Source organism: Streptomyces sp. NPDC004838 (assembly GCF_053600955.1).
In genome coordinates, this window is the sequence record NZ_JBSGAW010000014.1 from 78,732 (window position 1) to 96,552 (window position 17,821).

Consider the following 17,821-nt stretch of genomic DNA (forward strand, 5'->3'; position numbering starts at 1 on the left):
TCCAGGAAGCCGAGGAAGCGAGTCTCATGGCGTACGAGATCGAGAAGCCGGACGAGCAGTGGCGCGCGGAGCTGAACCCCGCCGAGTACCAGGTGCTGCGGAAGGCTGGCACGGAGCCCGCGTTCACCGGTGAGTACACCGACACCGAGACGGCGGGCGTGTACTCCTGCCGGGCGTGCGGGGCGGAGCTGTTCCGCTCGGACACCAAGTTCGCGTCGCACTGCGGCTGGCCTTCCTTCTACGACCCGAAGGACACCGACGCGGTCGAACTGATCGAGGACCGTTCCCACGGCATGGTCCGCACGGAGGTGCGGTGCGCGCGGTGCGGATCGCATCTGGGGCATGTCTTCGAGGGCGAGGGCTATCCGACGCCGACCGATCAGCGGTACTGCATCAACAGCATCTCGCTCCGGCTGACGCCCGACGGCGGCTGACCGAGGCCCCGACTCCGTCGACTCCGCAGCCGACTGCCCCTGACGCCCGCCGTTACCGAGCCTGATTCCGGCCGTCAGGGAGAGTCGGGAGAGACGGGGGGATCATGTGCCGGGCCCCTGACGGGTGCCCGGCACGACCAGGCCCGATTCGTACGCCGTCACCACGGCCTGGGTGCGATCGCGCAGCCCCAGCTTGGTCAGAACCCGGCTGACGTGCGTCTTCACCGTCTCATCGCCGACATGCAGCCGGGCGGCGATCTCCGGGTTGGAGAGTCCCTCCGCGATCAGCCGCAGGACCTCCGTCTCGCGCGGGGTCAGGGCGGCGAGCGCGGGTGCGGGACGGCCCGTCGGCGCCGGACCGGCGCGGTGGCGGGCGAATGCGGCGATCAGGCGGCGGGTGACCGACGGAGCGAGCAGCGCCTCGCCGGCCGCGATGACCCGTACCGCTTCGAAAAGCCCTTCCGCCGTCACGTCCTTCAGCAGAAAACCGCTGGCACCCGCCCCGAGCGCGTCGTACACATGCTCGTCGAGGTCGAACGTGGTCAGGATCAGAATCCGGGCCTCGGGCACGGCGGATGTGATCCGGGCCGTCGCCTCGATGCCGTCCATCACGGGCATCCGTACATCCATCAGCACCACATCGGGCCGTCGCTCCCGGCAGACGCGGACCGCGTCCGCGCCGTCCACGGCGGTGCCCACGACGGTGAAATCGGGCTGGGTGGCCAGCAGCCCGGCGAAACCGACCCGTACGACCTCGTGATCGTCGACGACCACCAGACGCACGATGGACCGCGCCGTGGAGACGGTCATGACACCCGCCGTTCCGCGGTCCGCTGGTCGGCCGCCTGCTGGTCGGGCGTCCGCGGTGCCGGGTCCTGCGGTGCCGGGGTCAGCGGTGCCGGGGTCAGCGGTGTCCGTGGCGGCTGTTCCGTGGGCCGGTGTTCCGTGGGCCCGTGTTCCGGAGTGCGCCGTTCCTTCGTCCCGTGCACGTCTCGTCCGGCCTCGGCGGTACGCGGTCCGGCGTCGACGGGCAGGGACGCCTCGACGAGGAATCCGCCGCCGGGAGCCGAAGCCGTACGCAGCACTCCGCCGACCGTGGCCGCCCGCTCCCGCATCCCGACCAGACCGTGGCCCTCCGTGTCCGCGCGCCGGGGGCGGCCGTACGGGACGGGACCGGGCCCGTTGTCCCGTATCCGCAGCACCAGAGCGTCCTCCCGGTAGCGCAGTTCGACGTCGACCGCCGCCCTGGGAGCGTGCCGGCGCGCGTTCGTCAGCGCTTCCTGCACCAGGCGGTACGCGGTCAGCTCGATGCCGGGGTCCAGCGGGCGGATCCGGCCGCTCACGATCAGCCGGATCGCCGAGGCCGAGGCGTCCCGAGCCTCGTCGACCAGCTCGTTCAGCTGCTGAAGCCCCGGCTGGGGGCGGCGGCCCGCGCCGCCTCCGGCGTCCTCGCGCAGCACCCCGAGGAGCCGCCGCATCTCGGTGAGCGCGGCCCGCGCCGTATCGCCGATGGCCAGCAGCCGCTTGGCGCCGTCCTCCGGCAGCCCGGCCGTCGTCAGCCGGGCCGTCTCCGCCTGCACCGAGATCATCGAGATGTGGTGGGCCACCACATCGTGCAGCTCACGGGCGATCCGCGCCCGCTCCCCGCGCGCCGCGTGCTCCAACAGGGTGTCCGCGACGGCCCGCTCCGCGGCGCTGTGGACCTCGGCCTCCCGCCGCGCCCGCCGCGTCAGCCCCGTACCGGCGGCCCCGGCGGCCACGGCCGCCGCCACCACGGCGACGAGCCGGTCGCCCGTGTCCGTCCCCACGGCCGGCGCGGACGGTACGGCGATCGCGTACGCCGTGAACGGCAGCGCCAGCAGCACCGTCAGCAGTCTCGGACCGCGTCCCGACAGCCCCGGCAGCACATACAGACAGCACCCCAGGGCCACCAGACCCGCGAGCGTGAACGACTGGAACAGCGCGAGCGACAGCAGCCCCGCCGTCGCCGTCAGCACCGACGCCGGAACCGGATGCGTACGCAACAGCGCGACGGGAACAGTGGCGCACAGGCACAGCAGCAGCGCGAGCGACATCCCGGCACCACCCCCGACGGAGCGGCCCACCTCGTCCGCCACCCCACCGCCGGGGCCGTCCTCCCTGTTCAGGATCGTCTCGACCGACGCCAGCAGACCCAGCAGCGCCCCGGCCGCCGGAGCGCTCTCCGGCGCGCGGACAAACCGCCCGGCCACGCCCCTGACGCCCCCCTGCCCCTTCATGGCGTCCATTGTCATGGGCCGACTGCCCGGTGGAGTCCCCCGTACGAGGGATCCGCGTCCCCGGCGCAGGGGTCCGTGGAACCACCCTCCGGCGTGACGACCGGCGACCGGCGCCGTCCCTAGCCTCCTCGGCATGGAAGTACGCACCGAAGCAACCACGGACGCCACCATCGAAGTGCGCGAGCTGCGCAAACGGTTCGGCTCCGTCACGGCGGTCGACGGACTGTCCTTCACCGTGCCACCGGGACAGATCACCGGCTTCGTCGGGCCCAACGGCGCGGGGAAGTCCACCACCATGCGCGTGATCGTCGGCCTCGACACCCCCGACACGGGCGTGGCGCTGATCGGCGGACGCCCCTACCGGGCCCTGCGCACTCCGCTGACCCGCGTCGGGTCACTGCTGGACGCGGGCGCGGTCCACCCCGGCAGACGCGGTCGCGACCATCTGCTGTGGCTCGCGCACTCGCACCGGCTGCCCGCGCGGCGCGTGGACGAGGTACTGGAGTCGGTCGGTCTCACCAGCGCCGCCCGCCGGCGCGCGGGCGGCTACTCGCTCGGCATGCGACAGCGGCTCGGCATCGCCGCCGCGCTCCTCGGCGACCCGCCCGTGCTACTCCTCGACGAACCGGTCAACGGGCTGGACCCCGAGGGCATCCGGTGGATCCGCGGACTTCTGCGCTCGCTGGCGGCCGAGGGCCGCGCCATCCTCGTCTCCAGCCATCTCATGAGCGAACTGGAGGGCACCGCCGACCATCTCGTCGTCATCGGGCGGGGCCGGGTGATCGCCGACGCCGGTGTCCGGGAGCTGCTCGACGCGGCCTCCGCCGACCGGGTCGGCGTGCGTACGGAGGCCCGTTCGCAGGCCATGACCGTTCTGGCGGGCGAGGGCGCGACCGTCGCCGCCACCGGCCGGGACACCCTCACCGTCTCCGGGCTGCCCGCCGCGCGGGTGGTGGAACTCCTCGGCCGGGACGGCGTCCCGTTCTCCGAGGTCGCCGCGCACCGGGCCACCCTCGAAGAGGCGTATATGGAGCTGACCAAGGACGCCGCCGATTACACGGCCCCGGCCCAGGCCGAAGCCCAGGACCCGGAGGGGCGGATCTGATGGCCACCGGAACTCCGACCGGGGCGAGTACGCCGCCCATAGCCCCGTACCGTTCGACGCTCGCCTCGTCCGCCCGTGACGGTTTCGCCCAGTCGGTACGCGCCGAGTGGACCAAACTGCGCACCGTCGCCCGCTGGAAGCTCACCCTGGCAGCCGCCGGGGCGCTGACCGTTCTCATCTCGTACCTCGCGGCGTCCGGCTCCGCCATGGGCGTCAAGGAGGGGGGACCGCCGACCCCCGTGGGCGCGGACGGTCTGGCCGTGGAGGACGACTTCCAGTTCACGCACCGCACTCTCCAGGGGGACGGCAGCATCGTCGCCCGTGTCTCGGGGCTCCGCACGGCTCCGTCGAGCAAGGCGATCCCCGAGTGGGCCAAGGCCGGAGTCCTGGTCAAACAGAGCACGGAGCCGGGATCCCCGTACGCCGCGGTGATGATGACCAAGGATCACGGCGTACGGATGCAGAGCGGATTCACCGACGACACGGCGGGCAGCGACACCCCCCGTACCACGGCCCGCTGGCTGAAACTGACCCGTTCCGGCGACGAACTCACCGGATACGAGTCCGCCGACGGCGACCGGTGGAGCGCCATCGGGACCGTACGCCTCGACGGACTTCCGAGGAACGTCGAAGCCGGGCTCTTCGCCGCCTCGCCGCCCGCGTCCGAAGTCGAGCGCACCTTCGGCTCGTTGGCGGTCAGGGCGAGGCCCACCTGGGCCACCGCCGTATTCGACGACGTCACCCTGAGCGGAACCTCGGTCGGCCCGGACACCTCGACCGGCCCGGATGGCTCAGGCGGCCCGGGCACTCCCGACGCGTCGGGCGGCGGAGCGTGGCGGGACACGAGAGTCGGCGCGGGATCACGGCCGTTCGGCGGCGGACCTCCGGCGGATCCGAGCGGAACCACGCGGAGCGCGGGCGCCTTCACCGTCACCGGCTCCGGCGACATCGGCCCCTCCCGCTCGAGCGACAGCGACGTCATCGCGCAGAGCCTCACCGGCGGCCAGCTGGGCATGGTCCTCCTGGCCGGGCTGGGCGCGCTGTTCATCACCGCCGAGTACCGCCGGGGCATGATCCGCACCACGCTGACCGCCACCTCGCGCCGGGGCCGGATGCTGCTCGCGAAGGCCGTGGTCCTCGGTGGAGCGACCTTCGCCGTGAGTCTCGTCGCCACCGTGCTCTCCTTCAGCCTGGGCATGCCCGTCCTGCGGGACAACGGTTTCAAACCTCCGTTCTCCCCCGAAATGGCCCTCACGGACGGGCCCGTGCTGCGGACGTTGATCGGCACGGCCGCGGTTCTCGCGCTCATCGCGGTTCTCGCGCTCGGCATCGGCGCGCTGTTGCGGCACACCGCCGCGGCCATCGGGGTCGTGATCGTCCTCACGGTGCTGCCCTCGATCCTCACTGGATTGCTGCCCCTGTCCCTCGCGAAGTGGGTGCAAGGGCTCACCCCCGCCGCAGGGTTCGCCCTTCAGGACAACCGGACCCGGTACGAGCATGTGACGAACCTCTGCCTGCCCGACAACGGCTGCTATGAGATGGGGAGCTGGGCCGGCTTCGCCACGCTCTGCGCGTACGTCGTCGTCGCGCTCGGTCTCGCACTGTGGCGGCTGCGCAGGAGCGACGTATGAGCGCCGCCGTACGGCGGGCTCCCCGTACGGAGCCGGCGCCCCGGCCCCGTACGGGACCGGCGACCGTGAACGCCCTGCACGCCGAGTGGACCAAACTCCGCACCCTGCCCAGCACCTGGTGGCTGCTGCTCGCCGCCGTCCTGCTGACCGCGGCGATCGGCGCGGCGACGGTGGACTCCCTGTCCGCCGGGCACTGCCCGGCCGCACAGGGGTGCACCGATGACACGGTGAAGTCGAGCCTGACCGGGGTGTGGGCGGGGCAGGCGGCGATCGTCGCCCTCGCCGTCCTCACGATGAGCGGCGAGTACGGCACGGGGACCATCCGCACGAGCCTGACCGCGCTTCCCGGCCGCACCCGGCTCCTCGTGGCCAAGGCCGCGGTGCTGTCCGCCGTGGTGGCGACGGCCGCCGCCGTCGGAGTCCTCGGCTCCCTCGTCGCCGGTCGGGCCCTCCTGCCCGGTGACGGCTTCGCCCCGATCGCCCTCACGGACGGCCCGACCCTGCGCGCGGGCTTCGGCACGGTCCTCTATCTGGTGCTCATCGCCCTGCTCGGCCTGGGAATCGCCACGGTCCTGCGCGACACGGCCGGCGCCGTCACCCTGGTCCTCGGCCTGCTGTACGCGTTCCCGCTGCTGCGCGAGGCGGTCACGGACCCGGTCTGGCGGGAACGCCTGGAGAGCTTCGGGCCCGGCTCGGCGGGCCTCGCCATCCAGTCGACGGTCCGGCTGGATCTCCTGCCCATCAGCCCCTGGCGGGGCATCGGCGTCCTCGCGGCGTACGCGGTGGGGGCGCTGCTGCTGGGCTGGGCCTTCCTGCGGGCCCGGGATGTGTGATCGCGCGCCACGGTACGGGGGCGGTACGCGTGGGGGAGGGGGCGCTTGGGGACGCTGACCGGCGGCGCCGACCGGCGAGGCGTGGACGGGGGGCCAGGACCGGCAGGCCATGACCGGCCGCACCGGCCCGCCCGCAGGTTTGAGGGCCGGGCCCTCGGGGCCGGGGCGCGGCCGGCGCCGGGTACGGCTCCGGCGACCGGGACTGTCGGCCAGCCGGAACCGCCGTCCGGAGCCGGCTTTGGCCGCCGGGGTCGCCGCCGGTCCGCCGGTCTGCCGGTCTGCCGGTCCGGCTCCCGGAGGCCGCCCGCGGCGGAGGAGGGCGGACAGCCTCTCCACCGCCGTCTCGCTACGCGCCGCCCCCCGTGTCCGCCCCTCCGCCCGCCGCCGCCGAGCGGGTGACACCCGCCGGTGGAACAATGCGCCCATGCCGCCCGAGCAGCCAGCCCCGCCCCACCTCGTCGACCGCGCCCGCGCGCTCGCCGTGCCCGGCCGCCGCCGGGTCCTGGGCATCACCGGAGCGCCGGGCGCCGGTAAATCCACCCTCGCCGCCCAGATCGTGACCGCGCTGGACGGGCTGGCCGTCCTCGTCCCCATGGACGGCTTCCACCTCGCGCAGGCCGAACTCGAACGACTCGGCCGCGCCCACCGCAAGGGCGCGCCCGACACCTTCGACGCGGACGGCTACGCCGCCCTGCTCATCCGGCTGCGAGCCCCCGCCCCCGGCACCGCCGCCGTTTATGCCCCCGCGTTCGACCGGTCTCTGGAGGAACCGGTCGCAGGCAGTGTCGCCGTCCCTTCGGAGGTTCCTCTGGTGGTCACCGAGGGGAACTATCTCCTCCATGACACCGGTCCCTGGGCGCGTATCCGGCCCCTCCTCGACGAAAGCTGGTTTCTGGAACTCGACCCCGCGATCCGCGTGCCCCGCCTCATCGACCGGCACGTCCGGTTCGGCAAGGAGAGGCCGTACGCCGAACGCTGGGTCCGGGAGTCGGACGAGGCCAACGCCCGCCTGGTCGCTCCGAGCCGGGACCGTGCGGATCTCGTCGTACCGATGTCACCGATGTTGTAGATCTCGCTCCGCCGGGCAGGCGAACGGGATGGGTAGGCTCGAAGTCAAGGCAGTGCAAGCGAGTGAAAGGCGGATGACGTGGGGTTGTTCCGGCGAGGGCCTAAGCGTGACGGACGCGATGCACCCCGGGACCCCGAGTTCTCCTACTTCTCGGCCGACGAGGGCGCGCGTTTCCGCGCCCTGGTGCGGGAATCCTTCGCCGAGAAGGGCCTGGAGGTGACCGTCTACGCGGATGTGGTCTCCGACAGCGGCGGCCGGCAGTTCGGGCTGGCCAACCTCGCCGCCGTCCTCCACAACGACGACCGCGGACCGCGCGGGTGGCCGGAACTGGTACGCCGCCACGTCGGCATGGTGCTCCGCACCATGGACGCGCCGTCCGCGCTGGACACCTTGCCGACCGAGCAGATCCGGGCGCAGCTCTACCCCAGGGTCCTCGGCTCCGAGGGCTTCGATCCCGACAACTTCGGCTACGCCCGCGTCCTCGCGCCCGGACTGTACGAGATCATCGCGCTCGACCTCCCCGAGAGCGTCATGATGCTCACCGATGAGGCCCTGGAGCCGCTGGGCGACCTCCGGTATCTGCGTGAACAGGCTCTTTACAACCTCCGTGGACTGCCCATCGAAGGGCATGAGCGGATCAAGGGCGACGACGGGATGTGCTTCGAAGTGATCCTCGGGGACTCCTTCTACACGGCGAGCCGGGTCCTGGCGCTGGAGAGCGTCGTACGGGAGGCCACCGGCGAGGAGCTGACGCCCGACGGCGCGCTCGTGGCGATGCCGTTCCGGCACCAGCTCGCGTTCCACGTCATCCGCGACGTCGGGCTGATCTCCGCGCTCAACGGGATGACCGCCTTCGCGGCCTCCGGTTACGCCGATACGCCCGGCGCCATCAGCCCGTACGTCTACTGGTGGCGCGACGGCACGCTCACCCAGCTCAGCGACCGTGACGACGAGGGTGAAGGGCTGCGGATCGTGATCGGCGAGGAGTTCCAGGAGCTGCTGGAACGATTGGTCGCCGAGGACCAGAAGGACACGGGCGAGGACGGCTGACGGGCGGGACGGCGGGGGCGGCACGGCGGCCGGGTGCCACGGCGGCCGCGGTGGGCCGCGGGTTCCGGCCAGCGGTCTCGGTCGGCGGTTCCGGTCGCCGGTGGGGGATCGGCGGGCCCGGCTGACAGGCGGGCCGGGCCGCGTCCCGATGACGGCGTAGGCCCACCCCGGCACGGCCCGCCGCGAGCGGGAACAGTGCCTTCGGGGTGCCCCACGCGGGGTCGCGCCGCCCGTGGCGCGCGGGCACGATGGGGACCATGGCCACTGCACCCGCCCCCTTCACCGCCGAGGACTACCGGGACCGGATGGACCGCGCCGCACGGGCGGCCGCGGACGCGGGGCTCGCGGGCGTGCTGGTCGCGCCCGGCCCCGACCTCGTACACCTCACCGGGTACGAGCCGCCCGCCGCCACCGAACGGCTCACGCTCCTCGTCATCGCGGCGGGCCGGGACCCGGTTCTCGTGGTGCCCACCCTGGAGGCCCCCGACGCCGAGAAGGCCGTCGGCGCGCCCGCGCTCACGCTGCGCGACTGGACCGACGGGAAGGACCCGTACGCGGTCACCGCACCGCTCCTCACCGCCTCCGGCCGGTTCGCGGTCAGCGACAACGCCTGGGCGATGCATCTGCTGGGCCTTCAGAAGGCGGTGCCCACCACGTCGTACGTCTCGCTGACCGAGGCGCTGCCGATGCTGCGCGCGGTCAAGGACGCCCGTGAGCTGGAGCGGCTGGCCGCCGCCGGGGCGGCGGCGGACGCCACGTACGAGGAGATCGTCAAGACCCGGTTCGCCGGACGGAAGGAGACGGAGGTCGCCGGCGATCTCGCGTCCCTGCTGCGGCAGTTCGGCCACTCCCAGGTGGACTTCACGGTCGTCGGCTCCGGCCCGAACGGCGCGAACCCGCACCACGAGGCCGGTGAACGGGCCATTGAACACGGCGACATGGTCGTCCTGGACTTCGGCGGCCTCCTGGACGGCTACGGCTCCGACACGACCCGCACGGTCCACGTCGGTGAACCGGCCCCGGCCGAGCAGCACATCCACGATGTCGTACGGGAGGCCCAGCAGGCCGGCTACGAGTCGGTCCGGCCGGGCATCGCCTGCCAGGAGGTGGACCGGGCCGCCCGCGCGATCATCGAAGAGGCCGGATACGGCGATCTGTTCATCCACCGCACCGGCCACGGCATCGGCGTCACCACCCATGAGCCGCCGTACATGATCGAGGGCGAGGAGCGGCCGCTGGTGCCGGGGATGTGCTTCTCGGTCGAGCCGGGGATCTATCTGCCGGGCCGGTTCGGCGTCCGGATCGAGGACATCGTGACGGTGACGGAGGACGGCGGACGCAGACTCAACACCACACGCCGGGAGATGGCGATCGTCGAGTAGCCGCCGGGCGCGGGCCACGGCACGCGCGGCCGACGCCCGGCGCAGCAGCCGGCCCCACCGGGAAGCCGGGGCGCGCCCGTGCGCGTCCCGGTGCCGGGGCACGCGAGCCCGGCACGACCCGCACGACCCGCACGACCCGCACGCGAGGCCCTACACGTCCGCCAGCACCACGCACGACTCCGCCGCCAGCCGCAGCGTCCCGTCGGGTCCCGGCGGGTCCACCGGATCCCAGGCGGCCAGCACCCGGCAGCCGCCCGGTCCGCCGAGCGGGATGTGGACGGCCTCCCGTGACAGGTTGACCGCGATCCGCAGGTCCCCCCGGCGGACGGCCAGCCAGCGGGCTCCCTCGTCGTACGCGACCTTCACCGTCGCCAGATCGGGATCGGTCAGATCGGGCTCGGCCCGGCGCAGGGCGATCAGCTCCCGGTGCCAGGCGAGCAGCCGGGCGTGCGGCTCACGGTCCCGTTCGGCGCGGTCGAGGCAGGAGCGTTCACGGGTCGCCGGGTCCTGCGGGTCGGGGATCTCCCCGGCCGCCCAGCCGTGTGACGCGAACTCCCGCCGCCGGCCCTCCCGCACGGCCGCGGCCAGCGCGGGATCGGTGTGGTCGGTGAAGAACTGCCAGGGCGTACGCGCCCCCCACTCCTCGCCCATGAAGAGCATCGGCGTGAACGGGCCCGTCAGCACCAGCGCCGCCGCGCACGCCAGCAGTCCGGGGGAGAGGGACGCCGAAAGCCGGTCGCCCAGAGCGCGGTTGCCGATCTGGTCGTGGTTCTGGGCGTAGCCGAGGAAGCGGTGGGCGGGGGTCGTCACCCGGTCGACCGGCCTGCCGTGCGTACGGCCCCGGAAACTCGACGCGGTTCCGTCGTGGAAGAAGACATGGGTGAGCGCCTTGGCGAGCGCCGACGGGGGAGCGTCGGCGAAGTCGGCGTAGTAGCCCTGCGACTCACCGGTCAGCGCCGTGTGCAGCGCATGGTGGAAGTCGTCGTTCCACTGGGCGTGCAGCCCGATGCCGCCCGCCTCGCGCGGTGTGGTCGTCCGCGGGTCGTTCGTGTCCGACTCGGCGATCAGGAACAGCGGCCGGCCGAGGTCGGCGGAGAGCCGGTCCACGGTGGCGGCCAGCTCCTCCAGGAAGGTGAGCGCCCGGCTGTCGGCGAGCGTGTGCACCGCGTCCAGCCGGAGCCCGTCGAGGCGGTAGTCCCGCAGCCAGGCCACCGCGCTGCCCAGCAGATAGGCGCGCACCTCGTCCGAGCCGGGCGCGTCCAGATTGACCGCCGCGCCCCAGGGCGTGTGATGGGTTTCCGTGAAGTACGGGCCGAATTCGGGCAGCCGGTTGCCCGAGGGGCCCATGTGGTTGTGGACCACGTCCAGCACCACCCCGAGACCGTGCGCGTGCGCGCCGTCGACGAACCGCTTCAGCGCCTCGGGCCCGCCATAGGGCTCGTGCACCGCCCACGGCGACACCCCGTCGTACCCCCAGCCGCGCACACCGGGGAAGGGGCACAGCGGCATCAGCGCGACATGGGTGACGCCCAGCCAGGCCAGCTCGTCCAGCCGCGCGGCCGCCGCGTCCAGCGTTCCCTCGGGGGTGTACGTGCCGATGTGCAGCTCGTACAGGACCGCGCCCCGCAGCCCCCGCCCCGGCCAGTCGTGCCGCCAGACGTAGGTGTCCGGGAGGACGACCGCGCTCGGGCCGTCCGGGCCGTCCGGCTGGCGGCGCGAGCGCGGGTCGGGCAGCACCGGACCGCCGTCCAGCGCGAAGCCGTACCGGGTGCCGTCGGACGCGTCGGCCTCCGTGCTCCACCAGCCCGGACGCCACTCGTCCCGCTCCATCGGCCGCGGAACGCCCTCCAGCCAGAGCACGACCCGCTCCTCGGCCCGCGGCGCCCACACCTCGAACAGCACTGGCGGTCCCCTTGTCGTCGATGCCGGCCCGTGACGGTCTCCCCCATCCTGACAAGATCGGGCTCCGGCAGAGGTGTCATTGCGGCCATTTGAGGTCACGGGCCACGTCGACACCGCCGCCCCCAGGCCCCCGCCGCTCTCCTTCCCGCCCGGCTTCCTCTGGGACGCGTCCGCCACCATCCGGACCGAGGGGCCGCCCGCACCGGCGGCAGGGGCCCTCCGGCCGGGCCGCGCGGTTCGCCGAGTACGCCGACGTCGTCGGGAGGCCGCCCCGACCGGTGGCGCGCGCGGTGAACCCCCGTCCGCCGCGTTGTTCCCCGGCTGTTGCCGACCTGTGGCGGAACTGTCGCTTCCGCGCAGGTCAGCAGCCGTCCGGGGCAGACCGGATCAGCGTCTTTCTTGTCACCTCGGGTTCCTCGGCCCGACAATCGACGGTGTGACGTCGTCCTCCGAGTTCTCCACCGACCCCGTTCCCCGGCGGCCGTCCGACGCCGAGCGGGACCGTGCCGTCAGTGTGCTCACCGAGGGCGCGGCCCAGGGCAGGCTCTCGCACGACACCTTTCTGCGCCGGATGGAACTGGCCCTGGCCGCCCGCACCCCGGAGGAGCTGAAGGCCCTCACCGCCGACCTCCGCACGGACGGCGGAGTCTCCCAGCGGCTGTTCCGCACGGTGGGCGGGGTGTCCGCGTTCCTCGTACGGCTGCGCAGGGCCTGGGCGGCCGAGAAGCTGCCGCCGCTGCTGCTGCCCGAGCCCGGCCCGGTCCCGCTGAGGATAGGCCGCGACCCCGTCAACGGACTGCGGCTGACCCATGAGAGCGTCTCGCGTCTGCACGCCGAACTGAGCCTGCACAACAGCGTCTGGATCCTGCGCGACCTCGGCTCCACCAACGGCACCACCGTCAACGGCCGCCGGCTGACCGGTTCCGTGCCGGTGCGGGACGGCGACATGGTGGCCTTCGGCCGGATCGGCTTCCGGCTCACCGCCCGCTGACCCGGAATCAGCCGGGCCGCGGGCCGCCCGCCCCAACGACCGAGGGCGGCCCGCCTCGACCGATGGCGGCCGCCACGAACGCGCGGCCCGCCCGCCCTGAACGCCCGCCCCCGCTCCCGCGCACCCGCTCCCGCGCACCCGCTCCCGCGCACCCGCTCCCGCGCACCCGCTCCCGCGCACCCGCTCCCGCGCACCCGCCCCCCGCGCGCCCGCCCCCCGCGCGCCCGCCCCCGCCCGCCCGCCCGGCTGCGGGAACACTCAGGGACGCCTGCGTACCAGCAGCGCCACCGGACCCTCCAGAAACAGCTCCGCCGCCCGCACCGGACCCCCGCTCATCCGCCGCCCCTTGAGCAGATCCACCCACCGCCCCGACGGCAGCGTCACCTCCGTGTCCCCCCAGCCGCCCGCCCGCTCCAGCCTCAGCGACAGCCGGGTCACCGCCGCGACGACCTCCCCCGTACGGCAGTACGCCACGCAGTGCCGAGCGGCCGGACCGCTCACCTCCAGCGGGACGTACGTCCCCGACGCGCCGAAGACCTCCGGCCGCTCCCGGCGCAACCGCAGCGCCGCCTGCGTGAGCACGGTCTTCTCGTTCGACGGGCCCTCCTCGAACGGCGTCCGGTTGTCCGGGTCCACCAGCGCCAGATACTGGCGTTCCGTGCCCTGGTACAGATCCGGCACCCCCGGCATCGTCAGATGCAGCAGCGCGGACCCCAGCACATTGGCCCGCACATACGGTTCCAGTTCGCGGGAGAACAGCGCCACCGAGTAGAGCGGCGGCCCGGCGGGCCCGGCGCTCACGAAGTCGGCGAGCGCCTTCTCGTACGCCTCGTCGGGATCCGTCCAGCCGGTGTGCAGCCCCGCCTCCCGCGCGGCCTTCAGCAGTGCCGGACCGAGCCGCCCCTCGTACGGGAACCCGGAGCCGACCGCCGTCTGCCAGGTCACCCACGCCAGATGCGGATCGGGCGCGCGCCCGCCCTCCAGCCGGGCCGCCTCCTCGCCGACCCGCCGCAGAAAGAGTTCCCACCGCTCCGGGCACTCGGACAGCACGGCGATCCCGGCCCGCACATCCGCGCTCCGCTTGGTGTCATGGGTCGTCAGCACGGTCCCGGTGGTCGGCCAGTCGCGCGCCAGCCGCTCGCAGTACGCGTGGAACTCCTCCGGCCCGACCGCCGGCCGCCCAGGATCCCCGCCGACCTCGTTCGCCGAGATCAGCGGCGTATAGCGGTAGAAGGCCGTGTCCTCGACGGACTTGGCGCGCAGCGCGGACGACGTCTGCGCGAAACGGGCCCGGAACGCCTCGTGGTCCGGGCCGTCGCCGAGCCGTCCCAGCGCCAGCTCCCGTACGACGTCGACGGCCGTGCCCTCCTCGGGGACCGCGAACGCGGCCTTCGCCCCCGCCGCCGCCCTCACGGTGAGGACGTCCTCGCCGCCGATCCGGTACGGCCGGTAGACCGGCACCCGGACCAGCAGCTCGCGGATCGCCGTCCGCAGGGCCCAGGGCGCGTGGTCGCGCAGCGCCGGGTCCCCGGCGCACACGCGCCCGGCGATCCGGGCCAGCGCGTTCGTCTCGGAGATCAGCTCACGGGCGACCACCCGGTAGGCGGCCCGCCGGACCGTCGCGTCCCAGTAGCCGCCCAGGTCACCCGCAGGACGGGCGAACTCCCGGTAGCGCGTGACGAGTTCACCGGCGCCCTCCGGGTCGGTGAACAGCCCGTCGATCCGTCGGAGCGCGTCGTATCCCGTCGTCCCCGCCACCGGCCAGTCGGGCGGCAGCCGCTCGTCCCCCGTGAGGATCTTCTCCACGACCGTCCAGCACGCGCCGCCCGTGGCCTCGTCCAGCCGCCGCAGATACGCCGCCGGATCGGCGAGCCCGTCCGGGTGATCGATCCGCAGCCCCTCCACGATCCCGTCCCGTACGAGTTCGAGGATCTTGGCATGGGTGGCGTCGAAGACCTCCGGGTCCTCGACCCGGACCCCGATCAGCCCGGAGACGGTGAAGAAGCGCCGGTAGTTCAGCTCGGTACGGGCGAGCCGCCACCAGCCGAGCCGGTACCACTGGGCGTCCAGCAGCTCGGACAGCGGCTGCCCGCCCGGCCGCCCGCCCGGCGGTTCGCGCAGCGGGAAGCGGTGCTCCCCGTAGTGCAGCACGTCCCCCTCGACGCGCATCGCGTCCAGTTCGTCCCCGAACCGGCCGGCGAGCACCGGCAGCAGCACCCTGCCGTCGCCCGCCTGCCATTCGATGTCGAACCAGCGGGCGTACGGCGACGAGGGCCCGTCCCGCAGCACCTCCCACAGCGCCGGGTTGTGGCCCGGCACGGCGGCCATATGGTTCGGCACGATGTCCACGACGAGCCCGAGCCCGTGCTCCCGCGCGGCGGCGGCGAGCGCTCTGAGCCCCTCCTCGCCGCCCAGTTCCTCCCGCACCCGGGTGGGATCGGTGACGTCGTAGCCGTGCGTCGACCCCGGCAGGGCCTCCAGCACCGGCGACAGATGAAGATGCGAGACGCCGAGGCCCGCGATGTACGGCACGACCGCGGCGGCGGCGGAGAACGGGAAGGCGGGCTGGAGCTGGAGCCGGTAGGTCGAGGTGGGCGTCATGGAGGCGTACGTACCCGCCTGGAGGGGATCTGTGTCATCGCTCCCGGTGCGGGAGCGGCCGATCGGGTGACCGAACGGTCCCGATGTTCCCCCTCCCGCCCCTCCGGACTCGTTCAGAGCCGCTCGAAGCGGCCCGGAGCCGCTTGAAGCACCTGAGGAGCACCCCGAAGCCCCTCCGGACTCGTTCGAAGCGCCCGGGCAGGCCCGCCGCGGCGGCTACGCGGGCCGTCGCAGCACCGTCAGACTCCGGCTCAGCAGCCGCAGCCGCTCCCCGGCGTCCACCTCGGGACCCGCGCCGGGCGGCACGCCCTCCTCACGCGCCGTGTCCACCACCACCTGCCACCGGCGGCCGTGGCCGACCGGCACCGCGAAGTCCATGTCGTCCGCGCTCGCGTTGAACATCAGCAGAAACGAGTCGTCGGAGATCCGCTCCCCGCGCGGCCCCGGCTCCGAGATCGCGTGCCCGTTCAGGAACACCGACAGCGCCCTGGCGTGGGTGGCCTGCCAGTCCCGCTGCGTCATCTTCTCACCCCTGGGGGTGAACCAGGCGATATCGGTCAGCTCGTCATGGGTGCCCTCCACCGGATGCCCGTGGAAGAAACGCCTGCGCCGGAAGACGGGATGGTCCCGCCGCAGCCACACCATCGCACGGGTGAACTCCAGCAGCGTCCCGTCGCCCTCCGAGCCGGGCTCGGGCCACTTCACCCAGGAGACCTCGTTGTCCTGGCAGTACGCGTTGTTGTTGCCGCCCTGCGTACGCGCGAACTCGTCCCCGTGGCTGAGCATCGGCACACCCTGGGAGAGCATCAGCGTCGCGATGAAGTTCCGCATCTGACGGCCGCGCAGCTCCAGCACCTCCGGGTCGTCGCTCTCCCCCTCCACACCGCAGTTCCACGACCGGTTGTGGCTCTCTCCGTCGCGGTTGCCCTCCCCGTTGGCCTCGTTGTGCTTCTCGTTGTACGAGACCAGGTCGTGCAGCGTGAACCCGTCGTGGCAGGTCGCGAAGTTGATCGAGGCCAGCGGCCGGCGGCCGTCGTCCTGATAGAGATCGGACGAACCGGTCAGCCGGGAGGCGAACTCCGCGAGCGTACGGGGCTCGCCGCGCCACAGATCCCGAACCGTGTCGCGGTACTTGCCGTTCCACTCGGTCCACATCGGCGGGAAGTTCCCCACCTGATAGCCGCCCTCGCCCACGTCCCACGGCTCGGCGATCAGCTTCACCTGGCTGACCACCGGATCCTGCTGCACCAGATCGAAGAACGACGACAGCCGGTCCACCTCGTGGAACTGACGCGCCAGCGTCGCCGCGAGATCGAAGCGGAAGCCGTCCACATGCATCTCGGTCACCCAGTACCGCAGCGAGTCCATGATCAGCTGAAGGACGTGGGGGCTGCGCATCAGCAGGGAGTTCCCGGTCCCCGTCGTGTCGGTGTAGTAGCGGCGGTCCTCCGAGAGCCGGTAGTACGAGGCGTTGTCCAGCCCCCGGAAGGAGAGCGTCGGGCCCAGATGGCTGCCCTCGGCGGTGTGGTTGTACACGACGTCGAGAATGACCTCGATGCCCGCCTGGTGCAGCGCCCGCACGGCGTGCTTGAACTCCAGCACCTGCTCGCCCCGGTCGCCCCACGAGGCGTACGCGTTGTGCGGGGCGAAGAAGCCGATGGTGTTGTAGCCCCAGTAGTTGCTCAGTCCCGCGTCCACCAGCCGGTGGTCGTCGACGAACTGGTGCACCGGCATCAGCTCGAGCGTCGTCACGCCCAGTTCCGTCAGATGGGAGAGGACGGCCGGATGGGCGAGGCCCGCGTACGTCCCCCGCAGCTCGGGGGGCAGCTCCGGATGGAGCATCGTCAGACCCTTCACATGGGCCTCGTAGATCACCGTCCGGTGGTAGTCCGTCCGCGGCGACCGGTCGTCCCCCCAGTCGAAGTAGGGATTGACCACGACCGACGTCATCGTGTGCGGGGCCGAATCCAGGTCGTTGCGCGAGTCGGGCCTGCCGAAGTGGTAGCCGTACACCGACTCGCCCCAGTCCACCCCGCCGCTCATCGCGCGGGCGTACGGGTCGAGGAGCAGCTTGGCCGAATTGCACCGCTGGCCCCGCTCCGGCGCGTACGGGCCGTGCACCCGGAATCCGTACCGCTGGCCCGGCATCACACCCGGCAGATACGCGTGCCGGACAAAGGCATCGGTCTCACGGAGCTCCACCGCCGTCTCCGAGCCGTCGTCGTGCAGCAGACAGAGCTCGATCCGCCGCGCGGACTCGGAGAACACCGCGAAGTTCGTGCCGGCGCCGTCGTACGTGGCACCGAGGGGATACGCCTGTCCCGGCCAGACCTGCATGAATGAACTCTTCCCCTTCTGATCCGGGTGGGTGGGGGACACATGGCCCGAATCCATTCCGAAAGTACCCCGATCGCGCCCGGCTCGCCGTGGACGACGCGGGTCAACACCCGGTTCGTTCCCTCACCTGTGAGCGACACCGGAGCCGGGCCCGGCGCGGCCCCGGCCCGGCACGGGGGGGTCGTACCACTATGAATCACCTCACTCCGGCAGATCTCGCCGGGAAGA

Annotated in this window: 13 protein-coding genes; 8 read left to right on the forward strand and 5 right to left on the reverse strand. The window is 72.9% G+C overall.

Going from position 1 to position 17,821, the window contains the following annotated elements:
* Positions 1-26 precede the first annotated feature (26 nt).
* Positions 27-434 carry a peptide-methionine (R)-S-oxide reductase MsrB gene (gene msrB, locus ACWEFL_RS17890; RefSeq protein ID WP_451713190.1) on the forward strand — a complete coding sequence of 136 codons (408 nt, stop codon included), beginning with the start codon at positions 27-29 and terminating at the stop codon, positions 432-434.
* A 102-nt stretch (positions 435-536) separates the two neighbouring features.
* Here msrB and ACWEFL_RS17895 read toward each other — a convergent pair whose 3' ends face one another.
* Entirely contained in the window at positions 537-1,244 is a 708-nt protein-coding gene (locus tag ACWEFL_RS17895) for a response regulator (protein ID WP_451713193.1), read from the reverse strand.
* Positions 1,241-2,692: a sensor histidine kinase gene (locus ACWEFL_RS17900; protein WP_451713196.1), complete on the reverse strand. Its 1,452-nt coding sequence runs from the start codon at positions 2,690-2,692 to the stop codon at positions 1,241-1,243. Before ACWEFL_RS17900 ends, ACWEFL_RS17895 begins: the two co-directional genes overlap by 4 nt.
* A gap of 133 nt (positions 2,693-2,825) precedes the next feature.
* On the opposite strand from ACWEFL_RS17900, the gene ACWEFL_RS17905 reads away from it, so the two are divergent.
* The 6 genes from ACWEFL_RS17905 to ACWEFL_RS17930 all read left to right on the forward strand — a co-directional run bounded on the left by ACWEFL_RS17905 (position 2,826) and on the right by ACWEFL_RS17930 (position 9,762).
* Positions 2,826-3,797, forward strand: coding sequence for an ABC transporter ATP-binding protein (locus ACWEFL_RS17905; protein ID WP_451713198.1), 972 nt, complete (start codon positions 2,826-2,828; stop codon positions 3,795-3,797).
* Positions 3,797-5,428, forward strand: a complete 1,632-nt coding sequence (locus tag ACWEFL_RS17910) for an ABC transporter permease subunit (protein ID WP_451713201.1) — start codon at positions 3,797-3,799, stop codon at positions 5,426-5,428. The genes ACWEFL_RS17905 and ACWEFL_RS17910 overlap by 1 nt, the downstream gene beginning before the upstream one ends.
* Positions 5,425-6,261 (forward strand): ABC transporter permease, encoded by an 837-nt coding sequence (locus tag ACWEFL_RS17915; protein WP_451713203.1) that lies wholly within the window; start codon positions 5,425-5,427, stop codon positions 6,259-6,261. The genes ACWEFL_RS17910 and ACWEFL_RS17915 overlap by 4 nt, the downstream gene beginning before the upstream one ends.
* A 424-nt stretch (positions 6,262-6,685) precedes the next feature.
* Positions 6,686-7,330 carry a nucleoside/nucleotide kinase family protein gene (locus ACWEFL_RS17920; protein WP_451713206.1) on the forward strand — a complete coding sequence of 215 codons (645 nt, stop codon included), beginning with the start codon at positions 6,686-6,688 and terminating at the stop codon, positions 7,328-7,330.
* Between the two features lie 78 nt (positions 7,331-7,408).
* Positions 7,409-8,380 (forward strand): hypothetical protein, encoded by a 972-nt coding sequence (locus tag ACWEFL_RS17925; RefSeq protein WP_451713209.1) that lies wholly within the window; start codon positions 7,409-7,411, stop codon positions 8,378-8,380.
* Positions 8,381-8,637: 257 nt separating this feature from the next.
* The gene (locus tag ACWEFL_RS17930) at positions 8,638-9,762 is read left to right on the forward strand and encodes an aminopeptidase P family protein (RefSeq protein ID WP_451713211.1); all 1,125 of its coding nucleotides are present in this window, start codon (positions 8,638-8,640) and stop codon (positions 9,760-9,762) included.
* A 150-nt stretch (positions 9,763-9,912) separates the two neighbouring features.
* Here ACWEFL_RS17930 and treZ read toward each other — a convergent pair whose 3' ends face one another.
* Positions 9,913-11,664: a malto-oligosyltrehalose trehalohydrolase gene (treZ, locus tag ACWEFL_RS17935; RefSeq protein ID WP_451713214.1), complete on the reverse strand. Its 1,752-nt coding sequence runs from the start codon at positions 11,662-11,664 to the stop codon at positions 9,913-9,915.
* A 436-nt stretch (positions 11,665-12,100) separates the two neighbouring features.
* Between treZ and ACWEFL_RS17940 the strand changes: the two genes are divergently transcribed.
* Positions 12,101-12,655: a DUF1707 and FHA domain-containing protein gene (locus tag ACWEFL_RS17940; RefSeq protein WP_451713217.1), complete on the forward strand. Its 555-nt coding sequence runs from the start codon at positions 12,101-12,103 to the stop codon at positions 12,653-12,655.
* A gap of 258 nt (positions 12,656-12,913) precedes the next feature.
* On the opposite strand, the gene treY is transcribed toward ACWEFL_RS17940, so the two are convergent.
* Both treY and glgX read right to left on the reverse strand, forming a co-directional pair.
* Entirely contained in the window at positions 12,914-15,256 is a 2,343-nt protein-coding gene (treY, locus tag ACWEFL_RS17945; protein ID WP_451713218.1) for a malto-oligosyltrehalose synthase, read from the reverse strand.
* Positions 15,257-15,472: 216 nt separating this feature from the next.
* Positions 15,473-17,593 (reverse strand): glycogen debranching protein GlgX, encoded by a 2,121-nt coding sequence (gene glgX / locus ACWEFL_RS17950; RefSeq protein ID WP_451713220.1) that lies wholly within the window; start codon positions 17,591-17,593, stop codon positions 15,473-15,475.
* Between the last annotated feature and the right edge of the window lie 228 nt (positions 17,594-17,821).

Excerpts from the sequence above, each read along its gene's own strand:
- ACWEFL_RS17930 (WP_451713211.1), top strand. The coding sequence starts at position 8,638 with ATGGCCACTGCACCCGCCCCCTTCACCGCCGAGGACTACCGGGACCGG.
- treY (WP_451713218.1), bottom strand. The coding sequence starts at position 15,256 with ATGACGCCCACCTCGACCTACCGGCTCCAGCTCCAGCCCGCCTTCCCG.
- ACWEFL_RS17905 (WP_451713198.1), top strand. The coding sequence starts at position 2,826 with ATGGAAGTACGCACCGAAGCAACCACGGACGCCACCATCGAAGTGCGC.
- glgX (WP_451713220.1), bottom strand. The coding sequence starts at position 17,593 with ATGCAGGTCTGGCCGGGACAGGCGTATCCCCTCGGTGCCACGTACGAC.
- ACWEFL_RS17915 (WP_451713203.1), top strand. The coding sequence starts at position 5,425 with ATGAGCGCCGCCGTACGGCGGGCTCCCCGTACGGAGCCGGCGCCCCGG.
- ACWEFL_RS17920 (WP_451713206.1), top strand. The coding sequence starts at position 6,686 with ATGCCGCCCGAGCAGCCAGCCCCGCCCCACCTCGTCGACCGCGCCCGC.
- ACWEFL_RS17910 (WP_451713201.1), top strand. The coding sequence starts at position 3,797 with ATGGCCACCGGAACTCCGACCGGGGCGAGTACGCCGCCCATAGCCCCG.
- ACWEFL_RS17895 (WP_451713193.1), bottom strand. The coding sequence starts at position 1,244 with ATGACCGTCTCCACGGCGCGGTCCATCGTGCGTCTGGTGGTCGTCGAC.
- msrB (WP_451713190.1), top strand. The coding sequence starts at position 27 with ATGGCGTACGAGATCGAGAAGCCGGACGAGCAGTGGCGCGCGGAGCTG.
- ACWEFL_RS17900 (WP_451713196.1), bottom strand. The coding sequence starts at position 2,692 with ATGAAGGGGCAGGGGGGCGTCAGGGGCGTGGCCGGGCGGTTTGTCCGC.